The sequence below is a fragment of the Variovorax sp. PvP013 genome, from assembly GCF_050435945.1.
In the GTDB taxonomy this organism is placed as follows: Bacteria; Pseudomonadota; Gammaproteobacteria; order Burkholderiales; family Burkholderiaceae_C; genus Variovorax.
The window spans coordinates 217,196-231,965 of record NZ_JBNDLF010000006.1 but is presented as its reverse complement, the minus strand read 5'-3'; the positions used below and the strand labels follow the sequence as shown (position 1 = coordinate 231,965).

Genomic DNA, 14,770 nt, shown 5'->3' with positions numbered 1-14,770 from the left:
ACGTCGCAGCCCCAGGCCCCGGCCGTGTCGGTGAGGGTGGCGCCGGCGGCCTCGTAGGCGGCGTCGGTCGCGCTGGCGGCGACGCCCGCGCCCGATTGGATGCGCAGCGCATGACCCTGCGCCACCAGCTTTTTCGCCGTCTCCGGGGTGACGGCCACCCGTGTCTCGCCTTCTGCCGTCTCGGCAGGTACGCCTATCTGCATGCAATGCTCCGGTTGCTTTTTGGACGTGCCGGTGACAGTACCTCTGTCCTCACTGACGAGCCAAAACAAGTTGGCTCTGGCCGCATGCGAAATGCTTATGACTCAAGGTCGACGGCACTGTGCATGCGATCAGCTTGGACAAAGTCCACCATCTGTCACGGGTGGCAATTCGCTTGCTTCAGACCCAGCCCTTGATCTGCTGGCTCATTGCCTGCGTGGAAATGCCATAGCGGTCATGCAGGGTGGGCAATGCACCGGCGTCGAGGAAGGCATCAGGCAGACCGATCTGACGAAACGCCGTCGTGACGCCCGAGCGCATCAGCAGGCCGGCAACCGCTTCGCCCAGGCCGCCGATCACCGAATGGTTCTCCGCCACGACCACCAAGCGGCCGAGGCGCCGCACCTCGGCGAGGATCGTCGCGTCGTCCAGCGGCTTGATGGTGGGCACGTGCAGCACTGCCACGTCGACGCCATCAGCCTGAAGTTGCTGGGCCATTTCCAGCGAGCGCATGGTCATGAAGCCGCTGGAGATCACCAGCACGCTCTTGCCGTCACGGATCAGCTTGGCCTTGCCGAGCTCGAACTTGTAGTCGTACTCGTCGAGCACCAGCGGCACGTTGCCGCGCGGCAGGCGCATGTAGACCGGGCCTTGATGGTCGGCCATCTGCGGCACCGCCTGCTCGATGTCAAGCGCATCGCACGGATCGATGATGGTCAGCCCGGGGATGCCGCGCATCAGCGCCAGGTCCTCGGTGGCCTGGTGGCTGGGGCCGTAGCCGGTGGTCAGGCCCGGCAGCGCGCAGCACATCTTGACGTTGAGGTTTTCCTCGGCGATGACCTGATGGACAAAATCGTAGGCCCGGCGCGTGCCGAAGACGGCATAGGTCGTGGCGAAAGGCACAAAGCCCTCCTTGGCCATGCCGCCGGCTGCAGCCATGAGCAACTGTTCGGCCATGCCCATCTGGAAGAAGCGTTCCGGGTACTCTTTGGCGAACAGGTGCAAGTCGGTGTACTTGGCGAGGTCGGCGGTCATGCCGACGACCTCCGGGCGCTCGCGGCCCAGGTCGACCAGCGCCTTGCCGAACGGCGCGGCCTTGACGCGCTGCCCTTCGCTGGCGATCGAAGCGATCATGGCCGAGGTCGTAAGCCGCGGCTTCTTCTCGGCGACAGGGGTGGTTGCGACGGGGGTAGTGGTGGGGGTGCTCATCACACGGCTCCTTCGGTTTGCGTGCTGTCGACATGGCCGATGGCCTGCTGCCACTCGGGTGGGTCGACGCGGATGAAATGGTTCTTCTCACGGGTTTCCAGGAACGGCACGCCCTTGCCCATGAGGGTGTCGAACAGAATGACGCGCGGCTTGTCCTCCTGCAGCGCCCGGGCGGCGTCGAAGGCGGCGATCACGGCGGTCATATCGTTGCCGTCGACGCGCTGCACGTGCCAGCCGAAGGCAGCCCACTTGTCGGCCAGAGGCTCGAAGCCCATGATCTTTCCGGATGGACCGTCGGCCTGCTGGTTGTTGATGTCGACCAGGCAGATCAGGTTGCCCAGCCGGTGGTGGGCGGCGCCCATGGCGGCCTCCCAGGTCGAGCCCTCGTCGAGCTCGCCGTCGGACATCGAGTTGTAGACGAAGGCCGGGTTCTTCTTCAAACGCAGCCCCAGCGCCATGCCCACGGCGATCGGCAGGCCCTGGCCGAGCGAACCACCGGACATCTCCATGCCGGGTGTGTACGTCGCCATGCCCGACATCGGCAGCCGGCTGTCGTCGCTGCCGTAGGTCTCGAGTTCCTCTTCGGGAATGATCTTGGCCTCGATGAGGGCCGCATAGAAAGCGATGGCGTAGTGGCCGTGCGAGAGCAGGAAGCGGTCGCGGCCCTCCCACTCGGGGTCCTCGGGTCGGTAGGTCATGGCGTGCTTGTAGGCCACGGCCAGCACATCGGCCCAGCCCAGGGCCTGGCCGATATAGCCCTGGCCCTGGACTTCGCCCATGCGCAGCGCATAGCGGCGGATGCGGTAGGCGCTTTGTTGAAGCGTCGATAGATCAGACATGAGATAGCTCCTTGCGGAAGTGGTGAGCGATGAAATGAACGCGCGGGGTCGAGGGAGACGCAAAAGCAATTCCGCGTGGCGCGTTCAAAGCGGAATTGCCAGTGATTGGTGGCCGGATCAGAGGAAACCGATGGAGATCCAGGGGATCGCGGCCACCAGGCAGGTGCCGATGAACAGAGCGACCATGTAGCCCACGATCGGCTTCATGCCCTCGTTCGGATGGATGCGGCTGATGGCGCAGGCCGCGTAGTAGCCCACGCCGAAGGGCGGCGCGAACAGACCGATGCCCATGGCGAGCGTCACGACCATCGCGTAATGCACCTCGTGGATGCCGACCTGGCGGGCGATGGGGAACAGCAGCGGCCCGAGCAGCACGATGGCGGGGATGCCCTCGAGCACCGAGCCCAGGATGATGAAGGCCACGACCGACACCGCCATGAAGGTGACCGCGCCGCCGGGCAGGGCCTTCATCGCGTCGGCCAGCGCCGTGGAGAAGCCCGACTGCGTCAGTGCCCAGGCCATGCCGGTGGCCGCGCCGATGATGAACAGGATGGCGCCCGACAGCGACGCCGTGCTCACCAGCATCGGGTAGATGCGCTTCCAGTCGAACTGTCGGTAGACGAGCAGGCCGGCGACGACGGCGTAGGCGATGCCGATGGTCGAGACCTCGGTGGCCGTGGCCACGCCCTCGACGACCGCGGCGCGGATCACCACCGGCAGTGCCAGCGCGGGGATGGCGACCAGGAACGACTTGCCGATCTCGGCGCGGGTGGCCCGGCGCACGCCGGTCAGGTCCTCGTGGCGGTAGCGCCACCACACCAGCGCGGCCAGCGTCGCGCCCACCACGACGCCCGGCAGCAGGCCGCCGGTGAAAAGGGCGGCGATCGACACGCCGGTGGCCGAGCCGATGGTGATGAGCACCAGCGACGGCGGGATCGTCTCGGTCTGCGCGCCCGTGGCCGACAGCAGCGCCACCAGGTCGCCCGGCTTGGCGCCACGCTTCTTCATCTCCGGGAACAGTGCCGGGGCCACCGCCGCCATGTCCGCCGCCTTCGAGCCCGAGATGCCCGAGACCAGGTACATCGCGCCGATCAGCACATAGGAGAGTCCGCCACGCACGTGCCCCAGCAGGTTAGCCAGGAAGTTGACCATCGCCCGGGCGATGCCGGTCATCTCGATGAGCAGGCCCAGCAGCACGAACAGCGGCACGGCCAGCAGGATCAGGTGGCTCATGCCCTCGTCCATGCGGCCGACGACAACGACCGTGGGCGTTCCGGTAGTCAGAGAGATGTAGCCCAGGGTGGCCAAGCCAAAGGCAAACGCGATCGGCAGACCCAGCATCACCATGGAGCCCACGCCGAAGACGAAGAACAACAGGAGGTTCCAGTTACCTAATCCCTTGAGAGACGGGCCGATCAGCGCCATGACGCCCACGACCAGTGCGACCAGGCCGGTGGCTATGAAGACGTCCTTGAGCTTGCCCACGCGAAAGATCTGGATGACACCCACCAGCATCATCAGGCCGAGCCCGATCGGCAGTGCCGCTGCGCGCCACGAGTTGGGGATGCCCATGGCCGGCGTCGTCACGAAGGCTTCGTCGGCGGCAAACTCGTAGGCCGGATGCACGGTGAAGGCGAGGAAGGCGATGGCCGCGGCGATGGCGACCAGGTCCAGCAGCACGCGCCGGCGGGGTTCGAGCTTGCCCACGACCGCGGTCATGCGCATGTGCTCGCCGCGCTGCAGGGCGACAATCGAGCCCAGCATGGCGAGCCACAGGAACAGGATCGAAGCCAGTTCGTCGGACCATATGAGGGGTTCATGGAAGACGTAGCGGCTGCCCACGCCCATCAGCAGCACCACGACCTCGGCCAGCACGAGCAGTGCGGCAGGGATCTCCACCAGGGTCGCGATGACCTTGTTCAGGCCTTCGAGCCAGGGGATGGGCTCGCGCCAGCCGGTCTCGCCCGCGGCTTCGGGATCGTCACTTAGAATATGCATAGCATTCCTTCATGCAACGGGTAGCCTCCGGCCTCCACGACCGGGCGCGGCGCTTCCATTGCGAATGTTGTTGAACGGGCTGGCATCGGTCAAGTCATGACCGATGCTCGGCAGCGAGGGTCAGCCGAGCTTGCCGGAGACCTTTTCCAGCAGGTCCCAGGCGGCAGCGCCGTACTTGGTCTTCCATTCGCCGTAGAAGCCCGTGCCGGCGAGCTTCTTGCGGAAGTCGTCCTGCTGGACGTCGACGAACTTGATGTTCTTGGCCTTGAGGTCGGCGATCAGGCTGGTGCTCAGCCGGGCCACGTCGGCGCGCTGGTCAGTGGCCGACTTGTCGAGCTCGCGCGTGATGATCTGCTGGAGGTCGGCGGGCAGCTTGGCGAAGGCGCGCTTGTTGCCCAGCACCCAGTAACCATCCCAGACGTGGCTGGTCAGGCTGCAGGTCTTCTGAACCTCGTACAGGCGTGCCGTTGAGATGATGGCCAGCGGGTTCTCCTGGCCTTCCACCACTTTGGTCTGAAGCGCGGTGTAGAGCTCGTTGAAGTTGATTGGCGAGGGCGCAGCGTCGAGCGCCTTGAACAGCGAGGTCAGCGGCGGCGCCGGCGGAACGCGGACCTTGAAACTCTTCAGGTCGGCGGCGGTCTTGATCTCGCGCGTCGAGGACGTGATGTGGCGGAAGCCGTTGTCCCAGATCTTGGAGACCGTGAAGATGGGCGTCTTGGCGATCTCCGCGCGGATGAAGTTGCCCAGGTCGCCGTCCATGGCCTTCCACACGTCATCGTAGTTCTTGAACGCGAAGCCCACGCTGGTGATGCCCGACAGCGGCACGAAGGTCGACAGGATCAGCGAGGACAGGTTGAAGAACTCGACCGAGCCGTTGCGCACCTGGGCCAGCAGGTCGGTGTCGCTGCCGAGCTGGTTGGCCGGGAACAGCTTGATGTTGACGCGGCCCGAAGTCGCCTCGCGGATGCGGTCGAGCGCTTCCTTGGCGCGCAGGTTGACGGGGTGCGTCGGGTCTTGGCCGGTGGCGTACTTGAGTTCGAACTCGGCGGCATCGGCGCGGTGCGAGACGATCGAGAACAGCGGCAGGGCGGTGGCGCCGGCCAGCAGGGAGCGGCGGGTGAGTTGGGTCATGATGGTTTGTCTCCAGAAGGTTTTCGGTGGTGGGTCTGTGCCATGACCAGCGCGGCACGCACGCATCTCTCCCGGCCCACTGTTTTGTCGGTGGAAAAAGAGCCAGGAACGAGAGTTCAGTCGACCCGCCCAGCGGGTCGCGAATGCAAATGCTTCAGTGAATCAGCATGCCGCCGTTGACATCGAGCGTGATGCCGGTGCAGTACGCCGACAGGTCGCTGCCCAGGAAGATGCAGGCGCCCGCGATGTCGTTGGGGTGGCCCAGACGACCCAGGGGAATTGTCTCGGCGATCTCGGCCTTGCGGTCCTCGGTCAGCTTGCCCTTGATGATGTCGGTGCCGATCAGGCCGGGCGTGATGCAGTTGACGCGGATACCCGCCGTGCCCAGTTCGCGTGCCATGGCGCGCGCCAGGCCCAGGACGCCGGCCTTGGCCGCCGAGTAGTGCGGGCCGCCGAGGATGCCGCCGCCGCGCTGCGCCGACACCGAGGAGATGCAGATGATGGATCCACTGCCTTGGCGCTCCATGGCCGGGATTACCGCCTGCGAGCACAGCAGCGTGCCACGCAGGCTCACGTCGAGCACGGCGTCGTAGTCAGACGCCGAGATGTCGACCGTCTTGCGCGGCTGCGTGATGCCGGCGTTGTTCACCAGGATGTCGATGCGGCCGAACTTGGCCAAGACATGGTCCACCGCCGCATCGACTGCAGCCTTGTCGGTCACGCTGGCAACCACCCCGAGGTGCTCGTCGCCGAGCTGCTTGGCGGCCTCTGCGGGCTTGGCGCCTTCGAGGTCCATGATCGCCACGCGGGCGCCCTGGCTGGCCATCTGCATGGCAGTGGCGAAGCCCAGGCCGTTGAGGCCGGCACCGCCGGTGATGAGAACGACCTTGTTCGTGAGCAGCATGTATGTCTCCGGTTGATTTGGAACGGCGTGATTGTGGAAACACGCATGCCTGAAAACAAGCGATACTTTTTCAGTCTAAGTTGATAGTTTGTCATCTTTGGGTTTACCCGGATTCACACCATGAGTTCATCCTTTCCGCCTTTCCCGTGCCTCATCGCCTTCGAGGCGGTCGCGAGACGAAAGAGCTTCGCACTCGCCGCCAACGAATTGCACCTGACGCCTTCGGCCGTGAGCCATCAGATCGCCAAGCTGGAGCAGTTTCTCGACATCCGGCTGTTCGTCCGCACGTCGCACAGCGTGGAGATCACGACGGCGGGCGGCGACTACCTCCAGCGCGTCAGCGGTGCCATGGCGGCGATCAGTGCCGCGACCGACAACGCGCGAAGAGGTGTCAGCAATTCATTGCATGTGCATTCGACACCGAGCTTTGCGACGTTATGGCTCATGCCGCGATTGAAGGACTTCGCGAAGGATCATCCCGAGATCTCGCTATCGATGTCGGCGTCCGTGACGCATTCAGATTTTGCTGCCGGGCACACGGACATCGACATCCGCTATGGCGTGCCTCACTGGCCGCAGCTCACGGCCCGCCCGATCTTCGACGAGCAAGTGATGCCTCTTGCGAGTCCGGCCTTCCTGAAACGCCATCGCATTGCGACCCCTGAAGACCTGACGCGCGTTCCATTGATCCAGTCCAGCGTGGGGGTGGTGCAGTGGCCGGACTGGTTCTCGGTCCAGAACATCCTTCACCGGCCCGGAAGCTATGCTTACCGTTTCGATCGCGCGTTCATGGTTCTAGATGCGGCCGTGCAGGGTCTGGGCGTCGCTTTCGAGAGCACGTCGATCGGTGAACCGCACCTTCGCAAGGGGAAGTTGAGGCCCGTGTTCGAGACCGGGAAGTACCTGCCTGTGCAGGCGCACTTCCTGGTGTACCCGGAGCGCCATGCGCAGCGGCCCGAAGTGCTCAGCTTCGTCAATTGGGTCCTGACGCATGCGGTGACGCCTGCCGATCCCCGCATGCAGAAAGCGGGTTTGTCACGCTGATCACCTTCTGCCGTGACCCATTTCGTGCATCGGGTGAGGAATCGCAAGATCGTCTCACCCCAATTTTACGGGTAAACCCTTAAGGGTTTACACTATGACTTCGGGATGAGTGTCCTGAGGAATGTTTTCATGATCGTATCTCTTGTGTCGGTGGCCATGGTGCCCGGTTTGGCAGCGCTGGTCGGTTGGTTTGCCAAGGTTCCTACGAAAAAGGCCTGACTCCAGCGCATCTCATCACAGCGGTTTGCGCAGACGATGCGTCAGTGGTCCATTTCTGCGTGACAGCGCATCGGCGGAAATCGATCCAGCCGACATTGCTCTGACGACGCGCGATGATTTCTCGCGCTCCAGGTCCATGCTGATGAACGATTCGGCATCGATCAGCTTCTGCAGGCCGATGTCCGTCTTATGGTCCAGCTCTGAAGCAGGTACGCGACGTCCTCTGTGGCCACGTTGCCCGACGTGCCGGCCGCGCTGCCGAGATCGAACCTCTGGTGCGACGGCTCATCGTTGGCGAGACATAGGCGCAACCGCCCAAGAGTTCATGCCATGCACTCCCATCCTCGCGTGGTTGTCATTGCCGGGTCGATCGAGAGCATCGATGCGTTGGCACGGTTCATCCGCCAGATGCCGGCCATCTTTCCAATCTCGGTTGTCGCCCACCTCCACGGGCTGCAGAGCCGTTCGATCGAGCGTCTGATCAGCAAAAAATGGCGCTTTGCATCCCACCCGAACATCGTGTATGCCCGGGAAGGCGATCATCTCCAGGCAGGCCATGTCTATGTCATAACTGCCGAGGACGGTCTGGTCTTTGTCGGCGTGGACGTACTGGGTGTGACGCTCGATGGTGCAGGCTCGAACGCGGATCGTCTGTTCGCCTCCGCTGCGCACTGGTACCAGTCCGAGGTCATCGGCGTCGTGCTCAGTGGCCTGGGAACGGATGGCACCCAAGGTCTGCGCGCCATCACCGAGGTTGAGGGCACGCGCGTGGTTCAGCGTCCGAACGAGGCGGCGTTCTTCAGCATGCCGGTGAGTGCCCTGCGCAGCAATGCTGTCCAGTATTCGGTCATGCTCGACCAACTGGGCAAACTGATCATGGATCTGGTGGCCGAGCCTGGACCGGTAGAGACGCTGTCTGCGGAGAAGATCCACGAAATTGCGTTACAGACTCGGGCTTCAGAGGAGGACCGAACCAAGTCACTGGATCGCAGCATCGAAGACATTCTTCAAGTGATCCGTAACGACTTGAGCATGGACATCGTGTTCGTCACGAAGCAAGTTGGAGACAAAGTTGTCATCACTCATTCGACGCCCGGGACAAATGAAATGCAGATGCATGGAATGTCGTATCCCAAGCACCAGAGCCTATGTCAGCGGGAGCTCGACGGTCGCTTGCCTGCTGTGATGCCTGATGTGGAGGCACTGCGTTTGACGCACTACCTCCCGGTCCTTCCCTTGTTCATTGGAGTCTACATGGCTACACCCGTCTGGCTCGCCGATGGGACGCTTTTTGGAATGCTGTGCTGTCTCAATGCGGCTGCTTCACGAGAAATGGATCAACGTCACTACGTGCGTCTTCAAATGTCAGCTCGGCAAATCTCTCGGCTTGTTAATGAAACACGAGACAGCTGATTGATTCAACAATTGTTGAGCGAATAGGAGAACGGCTTCTGCCACGATGGATGGCAGCTACATCCATGGCGGTGCCACCGATGTTCGATGCCACACGCGTTGATGCGAATGCTTTTTGGTACATGAGATTGCATGCCTGACTGTCATGGTCTTTGGATCAAGCCCCGACAATTCATGGATGTTTTGATGGCAGGCCCTTGAACCATTCAACTGATCAGGGTCTGGCTGAATTGTCGAATCGTTTCGCACGCATGTCGCAGGGATGCGTCATCGAGCGCATAGGCGATGCGGAAGTACGGCCCGAGCCCGAAAGCACTGCCATGCACTGTGGCCACATTGGCCTCGTCCAACAGAGCGCCGATCACATCTTCGTCACTGTCGAGTCGCGTACCCGCAGCCGTGGTTTTGCCGAGCCAGCCTTCGCATGAAGCGAACACGTAGAACGCGCCTTGAGGCATTTCGCAACGCAGGCCGGGCGTCTGGTTGAGCAATTGCACCACCATGTCACGCCGTCGTTGGAACGCCCTGCGCGACTCCCAAATGAAATCCTGCGGGCCCGTCAGGGCGGCCAGCGCCGCATGTTGTGAAATGGTGCATGCGCCCGAAGTCTGCTGCCCCTGCAGCTTCTCCATGGCCTCGATCAGCCAGCCCGGTCCGGCACAGAATCCGATGCGCCAGCCGGTCATGGCATAAGCCTTGGAAACGCCATTCATGGTCAGCACCCGGTCGCGCAATCGAGGTTCGACTTGCGCCAGCGTGAAGAATTCGATGCCGTCGAAGATCAGATGCTCGTAGATGTCGTCGCTCAGCACCAGAACACGCGGGTGTGCCAGCAGCACTTCAGCCAGCGCCTGCAGTTCGTCACGGCCGTACACCGCGCCCGTGGGGTTGGACGGCGAGTTGAGGATCAGCCAGCGCGTGCGAGGGGTGATGGCGGCCTCCAGCGCTTCGGGTGTGAGCTTGAATCCGCTTTCGGCACCGCAGGCCACGGTGACGGCCTTGGCACCGCACAGTTGCACGATCTCGGGGTAGCTCACCCAGTAAGGTGCGGGCACGATGACCTCGTCACCTTCGTTGAGCGTGGCTGCCAGCGCATTGAAGATCACTTGCTTGCCGCCGCTGGTCACCAGCGTGTGACGCCAATCCACCTCCAGGCCGTTCTCACGCTCGAACTTGGCCGCCACGGCCTCGCGCAATGCTCTCAGGCCTGCCACCTGCGTGTAGCGGGTGTGGCCCTTACGGATCGCCTCAATGCCGGCATCGCAGACATGCTGGGGCGTGTCGAAATCCGGCTCGCCCGCACTCAGCGAGATGATCCGGGCCCCCTCGGCGCGTCGGGCGGCCACGCGATCCATGACCTTGTAGGTGGCCGATGGCTTTGCAGCAGACAGGTAGCGGTTGAGTCCCCGGGTCGTGGTCATCGTCGCCCGGTCTTCCAGATCGAGACGTGAATCAGCTCCAGCGGGAGCCGGTTTTTCAGCGCCGTGCATCGTTGTCATTGCATCAGGCCTTGGTCTGCAGTTGGTGGTAGCCCAATGCCGCACGTGCCTCACCCAGGGTCTTGCCCTGCGCGATTTGTTCGCGGATGCGCGATTCGATTGCTTCGATCTGGCGTGCGGTCTGGGCCACCTCGCGGGCGCGGTGGCGCGGCACGACGACCACGCCATTGGCATCGGCGACCACGATGTCGCGTGCGGCCACGCGCACGGCGCCGATGGCGACGGTGGTATTCACTGACTCGACTTGCACGCGGTCCTTGCCGGTGCGCATGAAGCGACCGGCGCTGAACATCGGGTAGTTGTCGCCCAGAGCCTTGCTCACGTCGCGGCACACGCCGTCGATCACCGTGCCGGCGATGCCACGCAGGCCGGCATACTGGGTCATGATGTCGCCCCAAACCGTGCAGTCGGTGCGCCCGTCGTTGTCGATCACGATCACGTCGCCCGGGGCCACGTCGTCGATGAAGTCGCCCACCGTGCCTGGCGGGTTGCTGGCTGGCACGTACTTGACCGTGAAAGCTGGACCGACCACCGCCTGCGTGTAGTCAGCCAACGGCATGATGCCCAGCGCTTGACCATGCAGGCCCAGCTTGTCCATGGCGTCGGAAACGCCCGGGGTGTCCAACCCTTCGAAGAGGGCGACCAGTTCCTTGTCTTCTGCGTTCATGCGTGTCACTCCAAAGTTGATGCGTTGTCGGGGGTCTGCTGGTCGTGTCCGTCAGTCGACCCGTGCGCTCGTCCGCTTGACGAGCGACTCCCAGAGCGGGCCTTCCTTTTTCACGAACTGCTGGTATTGCGTGGCGTCGTAGCCGACGTTTTGAGAGTCCAGCTTGGTCAGTGCTTCGGCGATTTCCGGCGCCTTGAGCGTGTCGTGGATGCCGGTGTTGAGCCGGACCACCAAAGGCGCAGGCGTGCCCTTGGGCACGAACACGCCGTACCAGTTGGTCACCACGAACTTCGGAAAACCCAGCTCCTTCATCGTCGGGACGTCGGGCAGCGCGGTGGAGCGCTGGTCGCCCGTGGTGGCCAGGGCACGGATCCTTCCGCCGGCCAGATGGGGAACGATCGAGCTGGTGCTCTCGAACGCGAAGGCGACATGGCCCGCGAGCACATCCTGGATTGCCGGTCCGGAACCCCGGTAAGGCACGTGCGTGAGCTCCAGCTTGTGGTCCAGCTTCAGTTGTTCCCCCAGCAGGTGGTGCGGCGTGCCGCTGCCCGGAGAAGCATAGGACTTGCCGGGATGGGCGCGCAGGTCATCGATGAACGACTTCACGTCTCGGACCGGCAGCTGTGCATTGACGTACAGCACCATCGGCACGGTCGCGGCTTCGGCCACCGGGGTCAATGCCGCCATGGGATCGCTTGCGAGCTGGTAGAGGTTGCGACTGATGACCACGTTGGTGCTGTTGCCCAGCAGCCAAGTGCATCCGTCGGCCTTCGAGGTGCTGACCGCGGCGGTGCCGATGTTGCCGGCGGCGCCGGTCTTGTTCTCCACGACGACGGTGGTACCCAATCGCTGGGTCAGGCCTGGCACCATCAGGCGCGCCAGCATGTCGCTGGAGCCGCCCGGCGGGTAAGGCACGACGAACTTGATCACCGGGCATGGAAATGCCTCTGAGGGTTGAGCAAATGCAGGGCTGCTGGCGGCAACAGCGAACAGCACGCAGGCGAGATGGCGCAATGGGGTCACCTTGAACTTTTGGAGCTGAAGGAACGACGCTGTCGAATTCATGCCTTGGTCACCTGGGCTGTCCGGCGATGGCCTCGAATTCCTTGTCGTGCATGACCTCGGCCACCGAGCGCCCGTTGCGCACGGCCGTGACCATGCCGTCCTGACGCCGGGCGATGCGCTCACCGAGGTCCAACACGTCATCAATGCGCGCAGCCGACACGAAGACGGTGCCGCAGCGGTCGGCGATCACGTAGTCGTCTTCGTTGACGGTGACGCCGGCCATCTGTACGGGCTTGCCCGAATCGATCTGGATCACGCGGTTGCGCGCGCTGATCATGGTCACGCCCCGCCCGTAGACCGGGTAGTCGATCGAGGAACTGCCGTCGATGTCGCGGCTCAGGCCATCGATGACGGTGCCACGCACCTTTCGGGCCTTGGCCGCGTTGGCCAGGATGTCGCCCCAGCACGAGATGCCTTCCATGCCGCCGGCCACGACCAGCACGCGGTCGTCGGTGGTAACGGCGTCGATGACGGGTGAGATCAGGTGCACCGTGGGCTGCGCATCGCCCTTGCGGCCTAACTGGATGGTGCTGGCACGGCCGACGATCCTGGGACAGTCCCACAGGGGACGCAGACCGTGGGTGGCGCCAGGCAGGCCGAGGAAATCGAGCGCGTCGGAGACGGTGTTGGTGTCCAGCGCGGCAAGCCGATCGAGTGGCGAAGAAGAAGTCATGGTCCCGTTTCTGGTGAAGGTACCCATGCATCTTCTGATCGGCTGCCTGATATGTGAATTCCGATCTTCGTATCGCTGTGATCCGACAATGAGAACAGAGAGGCTTCGGATCGTGCGTCGAACGACCGCTCGATCTGCTGCGCCCGCGCACCCATGAATCACGAAAGCCCCCATGAGCCCCACGATCGATTTCCGCTTGGTGAAGCAACTGTGGATGTTTCTGGCCGTTGCCGAAGAGGAGCACTTCGGACGGGCCGCGCAAAGGCTCAACATGTCGCAGCCGCCGCTCACCGAACAGATCAAGGTGCTGGAGCAGGCGCTCAAGTTGCAGCTGTTCGAGCGCTCGAGGCGAGGAACGAAGCTCAGTCCCGCAGGGGCCGCGATCCTGCCCGCCGTGCGCCGGTTTGCCGGACAGGTCGAGCAACTGGAGCGCGTGGTCCGCGAAGTCGCAGCCGGTCAGTCGGGCGTCCTGCACGTGGGCGCCATCACCTCTGCCATGCTGGAGATCGTGCCGCCGTTGCTCGAAGCGCTCAAGCGCGCCCATCCACACCTGACCGTGTTCGTGAAGGAAATCGACAGCGTCGACGCGGTGCCGGCGCTGGAAGCCGGGGAACTCGATCTGGCCTTTGTGCGCCTTGATGGAAAGATCGGAAGCGACATCGCCACATTTGCGCTGGCGGAGGACAGGCTGGCCGTGGCCTTGCCCAGAAATCATCCACTGGCCGCTCAACCCCGCCTTCGGTTGAATGCACTGTCCAAGGAGCAACTGGTGATGTCGTCGCGGCAGGTCAGTCCGGTGTACTTTGACATGCTCACCGGGGTATGCCGGGCGCATGGATTCGCGCCACGGGTGACGCACGAAGTCAGGTCGGTCACTTCCCAGATCGCCTATGTCAGCTGCGGCCAGGGTCTGGCACTCGTACCAGCATCCATGAAAAAGCTTGCTCCTGAGAACGTGGTGATTCGGCCCTTGAAGGAACGGATCATGGTCGTCACGGCTGCGGCTGCATGGAATTTAAAACGCCATCACCCCATGGTCGATGAAGCAGTTGCTTGGTTGCGGTCTGAGAATGATATCTTTAGCTATGAAAAGAATGAGAATTGTTAAAAGTCAGGAAGGCACTTGGGGTCGCAGCAGAATTGCCGACTACCAGCTGGATGGGTTAAAGCCAAGACAGATTCAACAGCAAAGACACTTTTGATGCTCCAATTCGCACCTGATTATGTAAATAATCTTAGGGCAATAGGTTTGTGACGGGACGCAGTGCAGTGTCAAAATAAGTTGGTTTCAACAGCCGATTACCTTGCGTGCTTGAGTTAAGGTCAAAGTTGTAGCCCCCTAGCGTGTGGCGCCTCATCCCATGCCCCGCATTGCCCTCATCTCCGACACCCACAACCTCCTGCGCCCCGAAGCCCTGGCCTTCCTCGCCGGCTGCGATCACATCGTCCATGGCGGCGACATCGGCGGGCCAGACATCCTGGCGCGACTGTCGGCGATCGCGCCGATGAGCGTGGTGCGCGGTAACAACGACCATGCGCCATGGGCGGCCGACATTCCCGTGTCGTTGACTGTGGTGTTGGACGGCGTCGCGGTGCACGCGGTGCACGACATCGCCGATCTGAATCTGGCTGCGGCCGGTGCGAACGTGCGTGTGGTGGTATCTGGCCACTCGCACAAGCCGTCAATGGTCGAGCGCGATGGGGTGCTGTTCATCAACCCGGGCAGCGCGGGACCGCGTCGCTTCAGCCTGCCGATTTCTGTGGGCGAACTGTGGATCGACGGCGGTCAGGTGACGCCGCGGCTGATCACGCTGGACGTTTCGCCTCCACGTTGAGCCAACGGTCAGCAGCGTTCGTACTTGCTCTGGCACCCTCGGAGCAAACAACACACAGACTGGACGCGCGCAT

The 14,770-nt window shown here is 63.1% G+C and carries 13 protein-coding genes and 1 pseudogene; 4 read left to right on the top strand and 10 right to left on the bottom strand.

Annotated features, from left to right (window positions below):
- The 6 genes and pseudogenes from ABID77_RS17075 to ABID77_RS17050 all read right to left on the bottom strand — a co-directional run.
- Window positions 1-203, bottom strand: a pseudogene (locus ABID77_RS17075) (NAD(P)(+) transhydrogenase (Re/Si-specific) subunit alpha); the annotation flags it as partial.
- Window positions 204-381: 178 nt separating this feature from the next.
- Window positions 382-1,410, bottom strand: coding sequence for a transketolase family protein (locus tag ABID77_RS17070; protein WP_429598291.1), 1,029 nt, complete (start codon window positions 1,408-1,410; stop codon window positions 382-384).
- Window positions 1,410-2,249, bottom strand: coding sequence for a transketolase (locus tag ABID77_RS17065; RefSeq protein WP_429598289.1), 840 nt, complete (start codon window positions 2,247-2,249; stop codon window positions 1,410-1,412). The genes ABID77_RS17070 and ABID77_RS17065 overlap by 1 nt, the downstream gene beginning before the upstream one ends.
- 117 nt (window positions 2,250-2,366) lie before the next feature.
- Window positions 2,367-4,247 carry a TRAP transporter large permease subunit gene (locus ABID77_RS17060; RefSeq protein ID WP_429598287.1) on the bottom strand — a complete coding sequence of 627 codons (1,881 nt, stop codon included), beginning with the start codon at window positions 4,245-4,247 and terminating at the stop codon, window positions 2,367-2,369.
- Window positions 4,248-4,367: 120 nt separating this feature from the next.
- Window positions 4,368-5,378, bottom strand: a complete 1,011-nt coding sequence (locus ABID77_RS17055; RefSeq protein ID WP_429598285.1) for a TRAP transporter substrate-binding protein — start codon at window positions 5,376-5,378, stop codon at window positions 4,368-4,370.
- A gap of 154 nt (window positions 5,379-5,532) precedes the next feature.
- Window positions 5,533-6,282 carry an SDR family NAD(P)-dependent oxidoreductase gene (locus ABID77_RS17050; RefSeq protein ID WP_429598283.1) on the bottom strand — a complete coding sequence of 250 codons (750 nt, stop codon included), beginning with the start codon at window positions 6,280-6,282 and terminating at the stop codon, window positions 5,533-5,535.
- A 120-nt stretch (window positions 6,283-6,402) separates the two neighbouring features.
- Between ABID77_RS17050 and ABID77_RS17045 the strand changes: the two genes are divergently transcribed.
- Together ABID77_RS17045 and ABID77_RS17040 are read left to right on the top strand one after the other, a co-directional pair.
- Window positions 6,403-7,326, top strand: a complete 924-nt coding sequence (locus ABID77_RS17045; RefSeq protein ID WP_429598281.1) for a LysR substrate-binding domain-containing protein — start codon at window positions 6,403-6,405, stop codon at window positions 7,324-7,326.
- Window positions 7,327-7,875: 549 nt separating this feature from the next.
- Window positions 7,876-8,958 (top strand): chemotaxis protein CheB, encoded by a 1,083-nt coding sequence (locus ABID77_RS17040; RefSeq protein ID WP_429598279.1) that lies wholly within the window; start codon window positions 7,876-7,878, stop codon window positions 8,956-8,958.
- A 206-nt stretch (window positions 8,959-9,164) separates the two neighbouring features.
- Here ABID77_RS17040 and ABID77_RS17035 read toward each other — a convergent pair whose 3' ends face one another.
- From ABID77_RS17035 to ABID77_RS17020, 4 genes are all read right to left on the bottom strand, one after another.
- On the bottom strand, window positions 9,165-10,379 hold the full coding sequence (locus ABID77_RS17035; protein WP_429598319.1) for a pyridoxal phosphate-dependent aminotransferase: 1,215 nt from the start codon (window positions 10,377-10,379) through the stop codon (window positions 9,165-9,167).
- A gap of 82 nt (window positions 10,380-10,461) precedes the next feature.
- Complete coding sequence (locus tag ABID77_RS17030; protein ID WP_429598277.1) at window positions 10,462-11,124, bottom strand: RraA family protein; 663 nt, start codon at window positions 11,122-11,124, stop codon at window positions 10,462-10,464.
- Window positions 11,125-11,175: 51 nt separating this feature from the next.
- A complete protein-coding gene (locus ABID77_RS17025) occupies window positions 11,176-12,189 on the bottom strand; it encodes a Bug family tripartite tricarboxylate transporter substrate binding protein (protein ID WP_429598275.1) in 1,014 nt (337 codons plus the stop codon).
- Window positions 12,190-12,196: 7 nt separating this feature from the next.
- Window positions 12,197-12,862 (bottom strand): RraA family protein, encoded by a 666-nt coding sequence (locus tag ABID77_RS17020; protein WP_429598317.1) that lies wholly within the window; start codon window positions 12,860-12,862, stop codon window positions 12,197-12,199.
- A 172-nt stretch (window positions 12,863-13,034) separates the two neighbouring features.
- Between ABID77_RS17020 and ABID77_RS17015 the strand changes: the two genes are divergently transcribed.
- Both ABID77_RS17015 and ABID77_RS17010 read left to right on the top strand, forming a co-directional pair.
- Entirely contained in the window at window positions 13,035-13,970 is a 936-nt protein-coding gene (locus ABID77_RS17015) for a LysR substrate-binding domain-containing protein (protein WP_429598273.1), read from the top strand.
- Between the two features lie 253 nt (window positions 13,971-14,223).
- The gene (locus tag ABID77_RS17010) at window positions 14,224-14,697 is read left to right on the top strand and encodes a metallophosphoesterase family protein (protein WP_429598271.1); all 474 of its coding nucleotides are present in this window, start codon (window positions 14,224-14,226) and stop codon (window positions 14,695-14,697) included.
- Window positions 14,698-14,770 lie beyond the last annotated feature (73 nt).